The organism is Bacillus sp. P14.5, assembly GCF_003316765.1.
In the GTDB taxonomy this organism is placed as follows: domain Bacteria; phylum Bacillota; class Bacilli; order Bacillales; family Bacillaceae_B; genus Rossellomorea.
Map to the genome: position 1 here is coordinate 61,114 of NZ_NIJF01000083.1, position 15,547 is coordinate 76,660.

Sequence of the window (15,547 nt, forward strand, 5' to 3'; positions counted from 1 at the left end):
CCTTTTCCACTATAATTTTTCCTGTTCCTTTCCCTTTTCGGATAAACTCTATTACTCTCTTCTTAATCAGGCTCCCTTAATCTGTCGTTTTTCACCTTTACTCCATGGCAGCCAGCCAATTGTTCACGCATGCATTTGCCATTTCTCTTTTCTCGATATGAAGCATATGCCCCGCCCCATCTAGAACATTGAAAGAGGCTCTAGTGAACTTTTTGAATACCTCATACTGATCTTCCCATCCACAGATCCAATCTTGTTTGCCTATAAGAAATAATGCTGGTACATTTATGGACTCAAGGCTGCTAAACGGAGCAGATTCCAGAAAGTAGTGGTCAGTACCTTTAAATTCTTTACTGATCGTGCTTTTACCATGGGCAGGCAGATCTATATAGATTCGCTTAAACTTTTCATGTTTTGAAAAAACCGGCTCCAGCCAGGCCTCCATTGCCCTATAATCTGTCCCCATGGAATGAAGAATGAAGACAGGTCTGCCCTCGCCTATAATTTTGTAATGTATCTTGCCATAAGGAACTTCACATTCCATATCTTCCAGCACCTTCCTGTTTTCCTCCCTTAAATAATTTCGACTCAGGTTTGATTTCTCCTCCTGCTGTAGTGAATCTGATAGAATGAATTTACCTATTATGTTACAGGAGGAATTTCAATGGCAGAACATATATTTCATTTAAAAGCAAACTGGCCTGGCTTGAGGAATGACATAGGAGACATCGAAACAAAGAATATGAAAACGGCCATCTCGATTCCAAAAGAGATGGATGGGCCCGGGATTGGGACAAACCCAGATGAGATGCTTCTTGGTGCAGCCGGAACCTGTTTTATTATTACACTGGCAGCAATGATGGAAAGAAGCCGCCTGGATAAAAGTGATCTCACACTTGAATCTGAAGGAATCGTGGATGTCACCAAAGGAATCATAACTTACAAAAAAATCATCCATAAACCACTGATCACTTTGAAAAGTGATGCAGCAGAAAAAGATTTCGCTCTGGCCAGAAAACTAGCAGAGAAGGCCGAGGCATCCTGCATGATCACTCGGGCTATCAAGGGGAATGTAGAGGTTGAACTTCAAGCTGAGGTAGTGAGAGAAGGAGAATAAAAAGGAATGGCGGGGTGATTTACACTAAGTTGTTCCCTTTTTTGATAAACACCCCTATTTACAAATGGCTCTTTTAAGAGCAAATCTTTGTATGCGAGAAGGATCCTATAATTGGAAAACTTCTGAAGCTAAAATAAGTGCTAAAACACTCTATTAAAAGGCTGTTTCTGTTACGCTTTAGAATACGATTCCACCTGCCCCCCTTTACGTAAGAGGATTGGAACGGAAGGAGGACGATCTCCTGCGGGACTAGCGGACGTCTAGTTCCAGCACCTATCCCCTCGGGGTCAAATAACCTCAAGAGAATAAAAGGAAAACCGCCTTTTTTTCTCTTGAGAACATTTGCCTGTCGGGGCTGAACAAGGTGCTTCCACTTTTGATGACAGGTGAGACCCCGCAGGCGCAGCCGAGGAGGCTCACCGCCCGCCCCGCGGAATCGTCCGCCTGGAGCGGAAATCCTTTAATTTTCAACAGCCCCAATCTTTGCGAAAACAGCCTTACAAATTAAAGATATTGAAAAGGCAAGTATCCACTCTTATCTACAAAAGGCTTGATTTCTTCGCTTTCAACTGACAAACTTAAGAAACAGTATTTAATAAGACAGAAATGAAGGTGAAGTCATGATTGAAGTACGTACATCCAAAGTAAGTGACGGAGATTTAAATAGAGGGGTTTTTGCTACCCGTGATATTAAAAAGGGAGAATTAATCCACGAAGCTCCGGTACTTCCCTACCCGAATAAGGAACATGAAATGATTGAGAAAACCCTTCTGGCTGATTATGCCTTTGAATACGGCATAAATCATACAGCTCTGCTGCTGGGCTACGGGATGCTGTTTAATCATTCCTACGAACCCAATGGCACATATGAAATCAATTTTGATAACCACACGTTCGACTTTTATGCATACCGGGACATTAAGGCCGGCGAAGAAATATTCATCAATTATAATGGTGATGAAGAAGACCAGGAACTTCTCTGGTTTGATAAGGAAGAGTAAACAGATTCGCAAGTAAAAACACAATTTGAAAGCTTCCTGAGATGGGGAGCTTTCTTTTTTAAATAGCTGTTTATCCATAAACGCTGCTTTCGGATATGCCCGTATACTAAGGTTTTCTCTCTCATCGGAGTAATTAGCTCTTTTCTTTCTTGCTTACCAGGATAGTCAAGGTGAATTATGGCGTTACCTCACCAACTTTATATTAAACAGCAGCAAAGTTTACGAAAAGAGCTTTTAAAATGGAGGTACTATGAGAACCAGCTTGATTCTTTCACAGGTATTATTCTTTGTTCTATTCCCTATTTGGCTGGAGTTGACGAACTATTTACACCCTATCGTGATAGCCGTCGTTTGGCTCTGCTACAGCTTCCTGGCTGTGTACATTATCTGTCTAGTTAAGGGAGTAATCATTCCTATCAGAAAAAACCTGCTTCATGTTTTAATAGGCTTATACAGTTTCAGTTTACTTATTTTATTATTCATGAGGCCTAATAACCAGGAATACAATGATGTGAACTTCACTCCTTTTGAAACGATCTCTTATTACTTATCTGGAAAAGTGGAATTCCTTGTGGCATTTTATAACCTGGGAGCCAACATCGCCCTTTTTATCCCATTTGGATTGTATTATCGGTATGTCAGCAAATTTTCCGGAGTTGGAAAGCTTGTTATTCTGGCAGCCCTCTGTATAAGCATGATTGAAGGAGGGCAATTTCTGACACACCGCGGAAGTTTAGATATCGATGACTTCGTTCTTAATATTGCCGGGGTGCTTATGGGATATTATATGTTTCCTTTGGTTCAACACGTGTTCAAAGTCAAGAACTAAAGATATTTAAACACCATTTGATTATGATGTACTCTTTACTTTTTTATAGCAAAATACAAACCGGCGGGAAGAAAGATGATCAGCATCAGTAAGATGGAAAATGATAAAGTCATATTCTCGTCGGACTGTTCACGTTCGAGGTACTTTTGTTTCCTTACTGCCTTTCTAAAAGTTCCTTCCTGCACTTCAACCGCTATGGCCTCATCAGTGCTTAAGTTGGTTATTGAAAAGTATCTAGTTCCGACACTGAATTCGTTTGAAAAGTTCCCGGGTAACTCTTCCATGTCGGAATATACAGTAACCTCTCCTATTTCTTTCTCCATAGCTGTTACAATTTCATCAGTCATCACATAGACATAATCATTCCACACTACAAATGAGTACGCCCATGAAGTGGCCATTGCTTTAAACGGGATAAAGAGAAGGACCAAAGATATACCAATCAAGTAAAAGCATTTACGGGACATAAGAATCATCACTCCTAATCAGATTTGAAAACCTTCTTAGCTGATTAGACGTTAGCATTTAAAAAATGTTTCTGTTTCTCTGATGCCGGGTCAGTTAGAAAGAGAAAGAAATTTACTTATTCCAGCGTTGAACTACCAACCACTTACCGCCCTTACAGGTCGCTTGAAGTGGGGGATTCCTAAGAACACAAACCTATTGGTTCGTTTTTGGTTAGGCTATCTCCGCAGTCCCTGCGGTTAATCGCAATGCTTCATTGCGAAGATTTATACTTGCGTTAAGATCCCTTTGATGGTTGCTTTTACAGTTTGGACACGTCCATTCACGCAACGCAAGATCTTTAACGGCTTTATACTTATAATTACATACAGAACATAGCTGGCTGGAAGGGAAATTTTTCGCTGCGGCTACCACCTGTTTACCGTACCATAATGATTTGTATTCCAACATAGACCTGAATTGGGCCCAGCTTACTTCGCTGATCCCTTTTGAAAGGTCTTTGTTTTTACCATATTTTGACAGACAAATCTTCAATGCCGATAATGTCGTGGTTTTTGACTATTTCGGTAGAGATTTTATCCAACATATCTTTTCTTGCATTAGCGATTTTTTCGTGCAGCCGGGCAACTTTCTTTTTTGTTTATTCCAGTTCGAAGAACCCAATTGCCTCCTAGAAAGAATGCGTTGGGCATTCATTATTTTCTTTTCTAGTGTACGGAAAAAGCGGGGGTTTTTATAAGTTGTGCCATCTGAAAGAGTAGCGAAATCCTTCAAACCTACGTCGATTCCGACAGAGGTGCCGGTTTTCTTATAGTGTTGAACTTCTGATTCAGCCAATATCGAAACGAAGAACTTACCTGAAGGGTTTCGTCTAATGGTGGCGTTCATTATTCGGCCTTCCACCTCACGACTCTTGGCAAAGCGAACCAGGCCGAGTTTTGGCAATTTGATGTGTTTATCTTTCACTTGTATATTCCCGTTCACAAACTTTGTGGTATAGGATTGAACAGGATTCTTCTTCGATTTGAAGCGAGGTAAACGATTTTGTTTCTTGTAATACCGTGTGTAGGAATCATGAACGATTTCAACTGATTTCTGAAGGGCAATACTATCGACTTCTTTCAAGAATGAATAGGTCTTCTTGAGATCTCGAACAGCTTTGATGGATTGGTTCTTGTTGAAAAATTCACCTTTCCAATTGTTCTGTGAAAGCTGCCCATTCTGTACCATATCATTTACGATCGACCAATAAGCGTCTTTGTTCTTTTGTTTCCCAACAAAATAGTTGTAGATGAACCGGGAACAACCGAACGTTTTATTGATTAATTCAATCTGTTCGTGATTTGGATAGATCCTGAATTTAAAGGTTTTTTAACATTCAAATGGTTTCACCTCCTGGTAGTAATTATACCAAGAAAGATGGTCCCTTGGGAACATCTGTTTCTTTCAAAGTTTTTTTAGTAGAGACCATAGGCAGGCGATTCATCTCCCCCTTACCGTTGGGCTATGCCCTTCACACGCTTTAAGAGGGAGTTTTCTCCCCATCTTTAGATAAAAATTTAAAAAAGGCGAATTCCCTCTCAGGAATTCGCCTTTCGCAACAGATGTATTGGAATCTTAAATAGTTTTTGAATGCAGCGTAATAACCTTTTACAACTACACATTCAGTTCTCGTTCTTGATTATTTCTCTGAACGCCCGGTTCACTTCCTTGGAAGAAACGACATCACTTTTTTTGAAGAGGGGTGTTTTTTCAGATAGTCGTCTCATCTGTAATTCTATAAATGAATAAAGTGTAACGGAATATGTATCAATGGTCTCTGCGCCGCTTTTTTTCATTTCCACTAACCTCTGAATTTCTTCTTTCAGCTTTAAGTCATACACAGATTGATGGAAAAGGAGGCTGAATGGAACAGGGGGGAAAGTTTCTTTTTCTTTGATCCATAAGCAGCAAAGCAGTCCTCTCAGTAAATGTAGAGTCAATTTGACTGATTTCATGGAATCCCTCTGCCACTTATTCCAATTTGTTTTCGTCATATTATAATAATGATGATAACAAGCTGAAGGTGAAAAAACCAGCTCCTGTAATGGAAAGACCTTCTCGCAAAAGTACTTGTCCTCGATGAGCCTGTCTTCTGTTTGCAGCCACTCCAGCATAGTCGGATTGGATTTCTTTAAAAGCAGCATTGCTTTCTTGAGATCCCAGCCACTTAACTCCAGCTCTTTACCACTTTGCCATTCAATGACATCCCTTTTTTGGTCCAAAGATAGATACCAATTCAATGGATGCTTGTATATAAAGCGGATATCAAAATCACTGGCAGGCGACTCAAAGCCCCAAGCCCTGCTCCCTGCTTGAACAGCATAAAGGATATCGACTTCATGTTCTTGTTCTATTTTATTCAATTCCGCCAGAATACGGTTCTTCATGAACTCACCTCATTCTGAGAGATTTTCAATGACCTTAGCTAAAAGCAATGTCCTCTCGGGAAGAGACGAGATTTCCAAATATTCCTTGTCACTGTGGGCATTGCCCCCTACTGGTCCCATTCCATCAATGGTCGCGATGCCGGCAGCCGAAGTAAAGGAAGCATCTGACCCGCCGCCTGTGGAGGTATCGGTGATTGCAATTCCCATCTCTTCTCCCACTAGCATGATCTTTCGCAGAAGCTGTCTGTTCCGCTTGTTCTTTTCCATAGGAGGTCTGTTGATTTCACCTTCAAGGGTGATCTCAGTGCCAGGAACATCCGTCCTCGAACAGATCTTTTCCATTTTTTCTTCAACCCTGTATCCTTGGTCTGTTTCCGCAATCCTGATTTCCATCTGTGCACTGGCATGGTCTGAAACCGTATTGACAGAGGAGCCTCCTTCAATTAGACCGACATTCACGCTGATGCCGTTTTCGTGATCGTTCAACTCATGCATCTGGATGACCTTATGGGCAAGCTCTTCAATCGCACTTCTTCCTTTCTCAGGCTCAATACCAGAGTGTGCCGCTCTCCCGATGACATTGAGGGTATAATTTCCTTTGCCTCTCCTTGAAGACACAAGTGAACCATCTTTTCTCGCCGGCTCCATGATGAGTGCGTATTTTTTCCTCCTGCTGCATCTATAATAAGTTCTTTTGATGAAGGCGATCCAATTTCCTCATCACTATTCAATATTATCTGCACATTTTTGTAGTGCGGTGAACCTTCTTTTATTAATGCTTTCATTGCAAATAAAAGAGTAACCAGACTGGACTTCATATCAATGACTCCTGGTCCGTAAGCCTTATTTCCATTCCTTCTGAAAGGCCTCTCTATAGCAGTACCAAATGGAAAAACGGTGTCCATATGGGCGATGACAAGGATTTCCGGCTCATCCGCTTCTTTGTGTTGAATGAATAAATGGTTTCCGTATTCTTCCTGTGGTACCTCATGAATCATAAATCCAATTTTCTCATACTCCGCTTTCAATCGACTTCCAACCAAGTCGACTCCGGCTTTGTTGACAGAACCACTGTCGATATTCACCAGTTCTTCTATCAGCTTTAGCATTTCGTCTTGTTTATATTGTATATATTCTTTCACCTTTGTTCTCTCCCAGCTTTCTCACGACTCTTTACGAACGTTTTTTCAATTACCTACTATTATACCATTTAGTTAATGAAAGGTTGGATTTCCAGTAATAAGAATATATTCGGTAATGCGTTCCTTCATGCGGACAGCCGGCAGTTGGTTTGACTGTGACTACTAGCGTATTAAGTAAAATTCTTTTTGGCGCTTTGCCAGGTAAACAACTCTTCCATCAATAAAGGCTATTGGCTCCTCCAAATAAATTGGAACTTCCTGATTCCACTCAGGGATATGCTTCCGGATATTGAATTCAAGAGCGTAGCAAGTATTGTTCTTTATAAGCAATTCTCCCCTTCCTGGAATTTCTTCCTGCCTGTCGTACAGACCGATCAATGGTCCGGCTCCATGGCAGTGTACACCAAGCGGATGAGAATACAACATAGCCTTTATACTATTTTCCCGGCTGGTTTTTATGCTTTCCACGAAAACACGGTTACCGCTCCTGCCTTCTTGAATAGTACTGGACACAATGTCTTCAAACTTTAAAGCTTCCTCAAAAGCTGATATCAAGCCTTTAGGGACGGTTTCTTCCCCTTTCTTCAACACATAAGCAAGCTGCTGTGTATCTGTTGCCAGCCCCAGGTAAAGTATACCGAAATCCAAATGTACAACGTCACCCTGCATGATGATTGTGTTCTCCAATCGGTCTGTCTCTGATCCTTGCCTTTGGATATCTACTGTGGGATAAAAGGAAGTTTGAAAACCAGAATCCACCACCCTTTGTCTAATCCAGTCCACCACATCTTGTGAAGACGTTACTCCTGGGTGGATCACCCGATTGGAAAGTGCTTCTTCAGCAATCTCCCTCGCGAGTTCACATATATGTGGATAGGCAGCAAGTTCAAGTGAACTCCTTGTCTGAAGCCAATCCACCAAAAGGCTTTCAGAGCTGACAAACCTCTCTTTCTCAATCCCGGTTTCCTGGTGCAAAATGTTAAAAGAATTCACTGTCAAACCATCACTCATCGAATGCAGCTTCCCCATATTCACAGCGATGCTGGCTGGTCCCCTTTCCCGGATAATCCTGGCTGCACACTCCCACTGAGTTTCTTTTTTATCCTGCCACACATTTTGATAAAAAGGCTGAAATGCAGGATTCGTACTCACGACAAAGCGATTGATTTCCCCATTAGTATCCTTGCAGAATATAAATATTGTCAGCCTTCTTGAGCTGTCGACAGCAGAAGGAAAAAAGTATGTATGACAGGATCTTCATTGTATTCCCTGCCTATGGTGACCCACATTTCAATATCGTTTTCTTTCATGATTCCGGGTAAAATTGTATGTAATCTTTCATCAAGAACTCTGTCTCTGAATTCGTCTCTTTCTTTCAATCTCATTATTTTTGCAAAACCACTCTTCATCTTTTCGCCCCCTCCTGTATACTTTTCGCCTTTTTATGGGTTGTTTCCTCTTTATCGCGTTAAAGGAATGTTCTCTTATGATTTGCTCACTCTTTCATTTTGCATTTCATTCAAATGTACCAAGGCTTAATGAGCGTTCAGAGCGCCCATTATGATAAGAGGCATCCTCGTATCTTCCGGATATCACCTGGATATCAGGAGTTTTCTTTGAACGAGCAGAGCAGCTCTTTCTTTACGGCTAACCAATGTATAGAAGTGATTTGACTCTCTTTTACCATAACCTTATGCAAGGTGTTAAAACAGCCACTCTCTTTGCGAAAATCTTTTACAGGAGCACAATAGAAAAAGCCGGCCATATGACCAGCTTTAAGGGCTTCGCTTGGAAAACCAACATGATAATGGGTAGACCAATGAACTCTGAATGATCAAAGATAAGACAATGGCCCCGTAAGACAATGATAAAATCGTATCAGTCTGTGCTGCACTTTCTGCTGCCAATCCGAGCAAAAGCGCCACCGACATAGTCCCTTTAATTCCTGACCAGGTAATCAATGATATTTCATCCCATAGAAACTCTCGTCTCCAGACTTTAAACATTTTCAATATCCCTGCAAGCACGAGGAAACGGACTATAAGAGATAACCCAAAGATAATGAATATAAAACCGATATTACCAAAATCAATATGTTTCATGAATTCAATGCCAATCAGCAAGAAGAGAATAGACAAGATACTGGGTTCGACGACCTCCCAAAAGGAATCCAGGTAATTGCGAAGATCCTCCTCCTTATCCGTTGTATCCAGCTTCCAAGAAAGCAGGGCTCCTGCCGAAACTGAAGCAAGCACTCCTGAAACACCGAAATGTTCGGCTGAATAAAAACTCCCATAAGCCAGTACAATGCTCAGCATGACCTGATACTGTCTGTGATGGGTATAATGAAGAATCTTGCTTGCCAACCAGCCGAATACCATTCCAATAATGATTCCTCCAGCAGAAACAAGCAGAAAATCGCCTATTGCCGAGGTCAGCTTAAACCTCTCATCCGACAAATACAGATGGGAAATGACGGTGAAAAGAACGACACTTGTACCGTCATTGAGCATCGACTCCCCTTCCACCACATCTGCAATTTTCGGACTATTGGATGATTTCTTAAGAATCGAAACAACCGAGACCGGGTCTGTCGGCGTCAAAATTGAAGCGATCAACAACGCACCCATAAAAGATAAAGATACCAAGCCGACAAAGTAAATCGCAGCTCCAAACATGAGAACTGCCAAGACCAGACCAAGAGTACTCAGGACACTTATGACGCCTATGTTCTTCTTTAGTCCTTCCGTTTTAAATTGATAGGCAGATATAAAGAGAAGTGCCGGCAGAAACACATTGAAGATCATGTCTCTGGTAATGTTTACGGAAGAAAAGAAGGACGTAAATGATAAAAGGATTCCAATCAGCAGCAGAACCATTGGTACAGGTAAAGTTTTTTTTTTTTGTCGATAGTAAATACCACATATCCAATGAACAAGAGTAAAAAGATGTGAATGTATCCCATGGCTGAACCTCCAACTATAAATCTCTTACTACTCTTTTTCCTTTTCTTTTGCTGATTAAACAGAACCGCCGGATGGAATGTTTACTCTTTCCGCCTGGCGGGTAAATAAACTTCTATAATACTTGCAAGGAGGAATAAGGGTATGCGACTAAGTTCAACCTTGATTTTGGGAGCAGCAGCAGGAGCCGGGCTTCTTATGAGAAAGAAAGAAAATCGCGACAAACTTCAAAACTTCATGGAAAGTACCAAGCAAAAATGGGTAAACCGCAATAAAACAGATTTTACCGTTGAAAAAGCAGGCAATCCTGATCCAGCTGACGTAGAGGATAATACTATGGTCAGTGAGGGAGCTCAAACTTCCGTTCAATATTATAACTCCATTACACAATAAACTCGAAACTATTAAAAAAACCTTGCGCTTGGATGCAAAATTCACAGCTTGGAGAAAAAGTTCTCTTAAAGAGAATTTTCCTCCAAGCTTTTTGCTTTTTACAAAAGGTTGTTTTCGTAAATATTGCTTTCTGAAAAAATCCCAAGAGCCGGATTTTTTCCCGGATGCTATTGTTTCTTCAATGAGGAAGCAGCTCTTTTCTTTCTAGCTTACCAGGTTATTTTCCATGAATGAGGGCGTAATCTCTTGGAATTCATATCAAATAACAACAAAGTAAGCCCAGCAATCTATTATGCCAGCTTTACATGGAGACATCAAAAAAGGCCTTACCGATACTCAGTAAGACCCTCTTTTAGACTATTCATCAATGCGAAAAGCTATCTTCCCTAAATTCTTACTATCCTTTAAGCGTTTAAAGGCCTCTTCATATTCTTCTAATGCATATACACTGTCCACCACAGGGGTTATGCTGTGTTTTTCGATGAATTGCAGCATCTGACTGAATTCTTCTGCACTTCCCATTGTGGAGCCCTTCAGATTCAGCTGTGAGTAGAAGAAGTGACGGATATCAATCTCAACTTTATCCTCGGTTGTCGCTCCAAATGTGGCAACCGTTCCGCCCTTTCTTACTACATTTAAGGATTTTTCGAAAGTTGTCCTCCCGATACTTTCAATAACGATATCAACAGTTTCGTCGTTGAGATCCTCATTCCAGTCACTGTTTGTGGAAATGCTTCGGTCGGCACCAAGCTCCAAGGCTTTTTGCTGTTTGTCTTCGCTTCGGGACGTCACGATCACTTTTGCACCTGCAGCTTTAGCAAATTTCAATAAAAAAGTCCCCACTCCGCTGCCTATGCCAGGTACCAGGACCGTGTCTCCTGCTTTTAATTTTGCCCGCGTAAATAATACCCGGTAAGCTGTCAATGCAGCCAGTGATAACACACCCGCTTCTTCCCAATTCAGATGAGCAGGCTTCTTTTCCACATTAGCAGCAGGAAGCGTAATATACTGGGCAAACGTGCCATGATCAGGAAGACCGACGATTTCAAAGCCAGCTGGCGGAGCTTCGCTGTTTTGACTCTATCCCAATCCCGGATTGATGATCACTTCATCCCCTTCAGCTGCATTTGTTACATCGCCAGCTGCTTCTACTATGGTGCCCGCACCATCTGATCCAATAATTAAAGGAGGCTGTTCTTCTTTATGCCTGGTAAGGACCATAAGATCTCTCCTGTTCAATCCAGCTGTCTTTAATTTAATTTTTACCATGCCGCTATTCACTTCCGGCTCTTGGAAGTCTCTGAGTGAAAGTCCTTCTATTCCTTGTTTCCCCTCATGAATGATTGCTTTCATTATACTCCTCCTTTTTTTATGGCTTTTTCGTAAACTTTGCTGCTAGTAAATATAAATTTTACAGAACACCCCGTTTTTCTGAACTACCCTGGTTGGAGCGAAAAAACTTAGTATACAGGGGAAAAATCCGGTTCTTGGGGTTTTTCCGAGAGCAACAGTATACACGAGACCAGCCTTTTCTATAGAGTAATTCATTCCTTTCTACTTCTGGTTACAGGCTTTTGACAACCTTGATGCTGTCTTCATCCTCGGGATTTACTGCCTGTGGAATATCAACTAATGTTCTTAAGAAAGTTTCTGTTCTTTTATCAGAAAGTGGATGTTCTTTAGACAAAGAAAATTTGAAAGGAACCCTCTTCACTTCTTCTGCTTTTACGACTCCTATCTCTTCCAAAGCAAGACCATGCAGCTCTTTCTCATGATAGGAGAAATCACTGTCTTCCCGGTAGTCATCTTCCCTGACAAAGATAGTCAAAACGATTTTATTCACTTCCTGATCAGACATGCCGCCTTCTATCAAGACTTCACCTTTTAGCTCGCTGCCAGGTGTCAAAGTAGGATTTTCGACGATTGTATCTACTTTGATATTGCCGATTCCAATACTAGATAAAAACTCTTTCCACATCCTTATTCATCCTTCCATTCGGTTTGTCACAGTCAACTATTCAATATGTACAGCAGCCGTTATGTATAGTGCTATTGGTGAAAATGATACTAACTACAGAAGAGAAAAGCAAGAAATCCTATAAGAACCATTCTAGAAAGCGGAAAGGCCCTTTCAGCCCCGGCAGACAAATGTTCTCTGGAGAATAATAGAGACTTTTTTCCTCCAGAGGTTTTTTGACCCCAAAGGGCTGGGGCCTTGGAGCTAGACTCAGAAACGCTAACTAATTTTCGAGCTGAATATTATATACTTCCTTATCTATTAAAAAGAGACCACTCTTTATGAATGATCTCTCATGCTTTTACTCTTCGGCGAGGTTCTTAATAATGGAAATGGTCTTTTTAATATCATCTTTGTTGACATCAAAATGAGTGGTAAAACGAACGAGCGAGGGCCCAAAGGTAACGGCAAGTACTCCTTTTTCCTTAAGCTTCTCCGTAAATTGAGCAGCGTTCATGCCTAACTGAGATACATCAGCGACGACGATGTTGGTATCAACCTCATTCACTATTGTCAAAGAAGGAATCGCATTAAGTCCATTTGCAAGCAGTTCTGCATTATTATGGTCTTCTGACAGCCCTTCTCTCATAGAAGTCAGGGCATATAATCCGGGCGCAGCTATGATTCCCGCCTGTCGCAGACCCCCTCCCAAACGCTTTCTCCATTTTCGGGCTCTTTTGATAAACTCCCTATTTCCCGCTATGATGGATCCGACTGGTGCACCCAGTCCTTTTGAAAGGCAGACTTGGACTGTATCACAGTATTGAGTGAATTCTGTCAGGGGTACCCCCAAAGCCGACGCTGCGTTAAATAATCTGGCTCCATCAACATGAACAGGAATGGCATTCTTTTGAGCTATACTGTAAATTTCTTTCATATTAGAGGAGGGGACAATTGCACCTCCAGCACGGTTATGAGTGTTTTCAATGCAAATTAATGATGTCTCTGGAAAATGTTGATCATCTTCCCTGATTGCCGCTTCTACCTCTAGAGGGTCCATGGCTCCACGCGCCCCTTTGATCGTCCTTGGCTGAACTCCCGCAAAAGCTGAAATTGCACCGGATTCATAATAAAAAATGTGAGATTCAGCCTCCATTATCACTTCGTTGCCAGGAGAACAATGAGTCAGCACAGCTATCTGATTCCCCTGAGTGCCGCTTGTGACAAACAAGGCCGCTTCTTTTCCCAGCAGACTGGCTGCCGTTAGTTCTAGCTCAATGACAGAAGGATCTTCTCCATATACATCATCCCCCACCTTTGCATTCAGGGCGGCCTCTCTCATTTCCTTAGTCGGCTTGGTCACTGTGTCACTGCGTAAATCGATCATGAAACCCACTCCTTTCAATATGTAATTTCCCCTAAGGATCATCAAGTGAAATTATAACACTACTCATAATGTACTGTATTTTTCCTGTTAATTCCAAGTAAACGCATCAAAAATATAATTATAGGAATATTCGGACTATATTCCTTTTTTCTGTGGTAATCTAATGATGATTCCATGCTGGATGCTGAGGAAAATTTTCATGAGAAAGCATTTAATTTCAGGATTCTTTGAGAGGTGATGGGGCTCATTTTCCCAAGCAGCCAAACTCGTTCTAAATACGGGATTATTTTATACTATTACTATAGATAGAGAGGAGATAAAATCATGACGATTGGAAGCAAGATCCGTTACCATCGCATGAAAAAGAAATTAACACAAGAAGAACTTGCAACAGGAATTCTATCCGTCTCTTATCTTTCCAAGATTGAAAATAATCAAACCACCGCTTCTAATGAAGTCATCGAGCTTCTCTGCAGCAGGCTTGGAATCTCTTTGATTCAGAATGAGGATGAAAGCTTGAAGAAAACATTCTCAGAATGGAACAAGGCGCTATTGAAAAATGATTGTAAGGAAGCCATCCGATTATATGAATTGGTCTCCCCGCAAATCATCGACATCGATGACGTCACTCTTCTCAACAGCTATCACATCCTTATGATCCGCTATTATATTTTACTTAAAGATTACGAGAGTCCGAGAGATTCCATCCAAGCAATCGAAAAAGGCTATAAAAATCTTTCTGATAAGCTGAGATTCTACTTTCATAAGTTTGTCGGCAATCTTTATTACGCCAGGGGGAATTATGAGGAAGCCAACAGCCATCTTAAAGATGCGGAACATTATTTTGTCCTGGGAAGCATTTTGGACAGCGAAGAAAAAGCTGATTTATTTTATCTGAAGGCTCTCACATTTGTTCAATTGAGGAAGCATGCCCTCGCGATCCATTATTCCGAGGAATCCCTGACGCTTTATCAAGGTCTGTATCACAATAAAAGGTGTGCAGAGATTCACCTGCTTCTGGGAGTCTGTTATAGACGTACCCAAAACATCAGTGAAGCTATCATCCATTATGAATGGGCCAACGAAATCAGCAAGAACATAGAATATGTTGTGATGAGGGGAAAGGTTGAGCAGAATCTTGGCTATCTCAAGGCAATGGAAAACCGGACAGAAGAAGCCATCGCCCATTATCTGAAAAGCCTCCAATTCAAACATGACGACCAGGACAGCAAACTCACCACCATTCTTGCGCTGGTCAAGGAATATTACAAACTTCAAAGAGTAGATGAAGCCTCCAGCTGGTTAAAGGAAGGAATTCTCTTGTCCACGCAGCAGAGGAATAAAGAAAAGTATTATGAATTCAGGATCTTTGAATATGCAGTTGAAAAACTGGATGAAGAATTTGAATGCTTTATGAAAGACGAGGCCCTTCCCTACTTCGAAAACACCGGGAACCCTCATCTACTTGCACAGTATTCTAAATTTCTTGGTAACTATTATCAGGAAATTAGAAAATATAAATATGCCGCACACTACCTTACTAAGGCAAACGTGGCATATGAAAAAATAATAGGTTTATAGGAGGAGATTTAAATGAAGAAACTAAAAAGAATCACAGTAGCAGCATTGGTACTAATCGCATTATCAGCAGCAGGAGCATCTGTAAGTGCACAGGAAGAGGACCTGCCGCCTGCAAATGGAGTTACACCACTTGTATCAGGCAAATAATTTAAGGTACTTTGCTTAGAGAGAAAGCCACTCTAGGAATTTTTCAAGAAACAGCTATACATCTTGATGAAGAAAACCCTGGTTCCATTACGGAAGCAGGGTTTTTTAGCGCTTTAAAGTGCTAAAAGATACAGTC

16 protein-coding genes and 2 pseudogenes are annotated in these 15,547 nt (G+C 41.2%); 6 read left to right on the forward strand and 12 right to left on the reverse strand.

Annotated features, from left to right (window positions below):
- Window positions 1–97: 97 nt before the first annotated feature.
- Entirely contained in the window at window positions 98–556 is a 459-nt protein-coding gene (locus tag B9Z54_RS14990) for an alpha/beta fold hydrolase (RefSeq protein ID WP_240189947.1), read from the reverse strand.
- A 108-nt stretch (window positions 557–664) separates the two neighbouring features.
- Here B9Z54_RS14990 and B9Z54_RS14995 point away from each other — a divergent pair, with 108 nt between their 5' ends.
- The 3 genes from B9Z54_RS14995 to B9Z54_RS15005 all read left to right on the forward strand — a co-directional run bounded on the left by B9Z54_RS14995 (window position 665) and on the right by B9Z54_RS15005 (window position 2,947).
- Window positions 665–1,117: an OsmC family protein gene (locus tag B9Z54_RS14995; protein WP_113929154.1), complete on the forward strand. Its 453-nt coding sequence runs from the start codon at window positions 665–667 to the stop codon at window positions 1,115–1,117.
- A 620-nt stretch (window positions 1,118–1,737) separates the two neighbouring features.
- Window positions 1,738–2,118, forward strand: a complete 381-nt coding sequence (locus B9Z54_RS15000; protein WP_113929155.1) for an SET domain-containing protein — start codon at window positions 1,738–1,740, stop codon at window positions 2,116–2,118.
- 250 nt (window positions 2,119–2,368) lie between these two features.
- Window positions 2,369–2,947, forward strand: a complete 579-nt coding sequence (locus B9Z54_RS15005) for a VanZ family protein (RefSeq protein WP_113929156.1) — start codon at window positions 2,369–2,371, stop codon at window positions 2,945–2,947.
- A 35-nt stretch (window positions 2,948–2,982) separates the two neighbouring features.
- Here B9Z54_RS15005 and B9Z54_RS15010 read toward each other — a convergent pair whose 3' ends face one another.
- The 8 genes and pseudogenes from B9Z54_RS15010 to B9Z54_RS15040 all read right to left on the reverse strand — a co-directional run bounded on the left by B9Z54_RS15010 (window position 2,983) and on the right by B9Z54_RS15040 (window position 9,862).
- Window positions 2,983–3,414, reverse strand: coding sequence for a hypothetical protein (locus B9Z54_RS15010; RefSeq protein WP_113929157.1), 432 nt, complete (start codon window positions 3,412–3,414; stop codon window positions 2,983–2,985).
- A gap of 179 nt (window positions 3,415–3,593) precedes the next feature.
- Window positions 3,594–4,765: pseudogene (tnpB, locus tag B9Z54_RS15015) on the reverse strand (IS200/IS605 family element RNA-guided endonuclease TnpB).
- 311 nt (window positions 4,766–5,076) lie between these two features.
- Complete coding sequence (locus B9Z54_RS15020; RefSeq protein ID WP_113929158.1) at window positions 5,077–5,841, reverse strand: nucleotidyltransferase domain-containing protein; 765 nt, start codon at window positions 5,839–5,841, stop codon at window positions 5,077–5,079.
- A gap of 9 nt (window positions 5,842–5,850) precedes the next feature.
- Window positions 5,851–6,417 (reverse strand): M20/M25/M40 family metallo-hydrolase, encoded by a 567-nt coding sequence (locus B9Z54_RS26525; RefSeq protein WP_345840746.1) that lies wholly within the window; start codon window positions 6,415–6,417, stop codon window positions 5,851–5,853.
- On the reverse strand, window positions 6,324–6,983 hold the full coding sequence (locus tag B9Z54_RS26530; protein ID WP_345840739.1) for a M20/M25/M40 family metallo-hydrolase: 660 nt from the start codon (window positions 6,981–6,983) through the stop codon (window positions 6,324–6,326). Before B9Z54_RS26530 ends, B9Z54_RS26525 begins: the two co-directional genes overlap by 94 nt.
- Window positions 6,984–7,145: 162 nt before the next feature.
- On the reverse strand, window positions 7,146–8,135 hold the full coding sequence (locus B9Z54_RS15030) for a M24 family metallopeptidase (protein ID WP_113929159.1): 990 nt from the start codon (window positions 8,133–8,135) through the stop codon (window positions 7,146–7,148).
- Window positions 8,136–8,185: 50 nt separating this feature from the next.
- Window positions 8,186–8,392 carry a hypothetical protein gene (locus B9Z54_RS15035; protein ID WP_113929160.1) on the reverse strand — a complete coding sequence of 69 codons (207 nt, stop codon included), beginning with the start codon at window positions 8,390–8,392 and terminating at the stop codon, window positions 8,186–8,188.
- 366 nt (window positions 8,393–8,758) lie between these two features.
- Window positions 8,759–9,862 (reverse strand): cation:proton antiporter, encoded by a 1,104-nt coding sequence (locus tag B9Z54_RS15040; RefSeq protein ID WP_345840740.1) that lies wholly within the window; start codon window positions 9,860–9,862, stop codon window positions 8,759–8,761.
- A 228-nt stretch (window positions 9,863–10,090) separates the two neighbouring features.
- Here B9Z54_RS15040 and B9Z54_RS15045 point away from each other — a divergent pair, with 228 nt between their 5' ends.
- Window positions 10,091–10,339 (forward strand): hypothetical protein, encoded by a 249-nt coding sequence (locus tag B9Z54_RS15045; protein ID WP_113929161.1) that lies wholly within the window; start codon window positions 10,091–10,093, stop codon window positions 10,337–10,339.
- Window positions 10,340–10,696: 357 nt separating this feature from the next.
- Here the strand turns inward: B9Z54_RS15045 and B9Z54_RS15050 are convergent.
- From B9Z54_RS15050 to ltaE, 3 genes and pseudogenes are all read right to left on the reverse strand, one after another.
- A pseudogene (locus tag B9Z54_RS15050) lies at window positions 10,697–11,692 on the reverse strand (zinc-binding dehydrogenase).
- Between the two features lie 211 nt (window positions 11,693–11,903).
- The gene (locus tag B9Z54_RS15055) at window positions 11,904–12,317 is read right to left on the reverse strand and encodes a sporulation protein (RefSeq protein ID WP_113929162.1); all 414 of its coding nucleotides are present in this window, start codon (window positions 12,315–12,317) and stop codon (window positions 11,904–11,906) included.
- A gap of 340 nt (window positions 12,318–12,657) precedes the next feature.
- Entirely contained in the window at window positions 12,658–13,683 is a 1,026-nt protein-coding gene (gene ltaE, locus B9Z54_RS15060; RefSeq protein ID WP_113929163.1) for a low-specificity L-threonine aldolase, read from the reverse strand.
- 324 nt (window positions 13,684–14,007) lie between these two features.
- Here ltaE and B9Z54_RS15065 point away from each other — a divergent pair, with 324 nt between their 5' ends.
- Together B9Z54_RS15065 and B9Z54_RS26220 are read left to right on the forward strand one after the other, a co-directional pair.
- Window positions 14,008–15,264 carry a helix-turn-helix transcriptional regulator gene (locus B9Z54_RS15065; RefSeq protein WP_113929164.1) on the forward strand — a complete coding sequence of 419 codons (1,257 nt, stop codon included), beginning with the start codon at window positions 14,008–14,010 and terminating at the stop codon, window positions 15,262–15,264.
- A gap of 12 nt (window positions 15,265–15,276) precedes the next feature.
- The gene (locus tag B9Z54_RS26220; RefSeq protein ID WP_262370752.1) at window positions 15,277–15,411 is read left to right on the forward strand and encodes a hypothetical protein; all 135 of its coding nucleotides are present in this window, start codon (window positions 15,277–15,279) and stop codon (window positions 15,409–15,411) included.
- The last annotated feature ends 136 nt before the right edge of the window (window positions 15,412–15,547 follow it).

Excerpts from the sequence above, each read along its gene's own strand:
- B9Z54_RS15010 (WP_113929157.1), bottom strand. The coding sequence starts at position 3,414 with ATGTCCCGTAAATGCTTTTACTTGATTGGTATATCTTTGGTCCTTCTC.
- B9Z54_RS15035 (WP_113929160.1), bottom strand. The coding sequence starts at position 8,392 with ATGAAGAGTGGTTTTGCAAAAATAATGAGATTGAAAGAAAGAGACGAA.
- B9Z54_RS15040 (WP_345840740.1), bottom strand. The coding sequence starts at position 9,862 with ATGGTTCTGCTGCTGATTGGAATCCTTTTATCATTTACGTCCTTCTTT.
- B9Z54_RS15065 (WP_113929164.1), top strand. The coding sequence starts at position 14,008 with ATGACGATTGGAAGCAAGATCCGTTACCATCGCATGAAAAAGAAATTA.
- B9Z54_RS15005 (WP_113929156.1), top strand. The coding sequence starts at position 2,369 with ATGAGAACCAGCTTGATTCTTTCACAGGTATTATTCTTTGTTCTATTC.
- B9Z54_RS15000 (WP_113929155.1), top strand. The coding sequence starts at position 1,738 with ATGATTGAAGTACGTACATCCAAAGTAAGTGACGGAGATTTAAATAGA.
- ltaE (WP_113929163.1), bottom strand. The coding sequence starts at position 13,683 with ATGATCGATTTACGCAGTGACACAGTGACCAAGCCGACTAAGGAAATG.
- B9Z54_RS15045 (WP_113929161.1), top strand. The coding sequence starts at position 10,091 with ATGCGACTAAGTTCAACCTTGATTTTGGGAGCAGCAGCAGGAGCCGGG.
- B9Z54_RS26220 (WP_262370752.1), top strand. The coding sequence starts at position 15,277 with ATGAAGAAACTAAAAAGAATCACAGTAGCAGCATTGGTACTAATCGCA.
- B9Z54_RS15020 (WP_113929158.1), bottom strand. The coding sequence starts at position 5,841 with ATGAAGAACCGTATTCTGGCGGAATTGAATAAAATAGAACAAGAACAT.
- B9Z54_RS15055 (WP_113929162.1), bottom strand. The coding sequence starts at position 12,317 with ATGTGGAAAGAGTTTTTATCTAGTATTGGAATCGGCAATATCAAAGTA.
- B9Z54_RS14995 (WP_113929154.1), top strand. The coding sequence starts at position 665 with ATGGCAGAACATATATTTCATTTAAAAGCAAACTGGCCTGGCTTGAGG.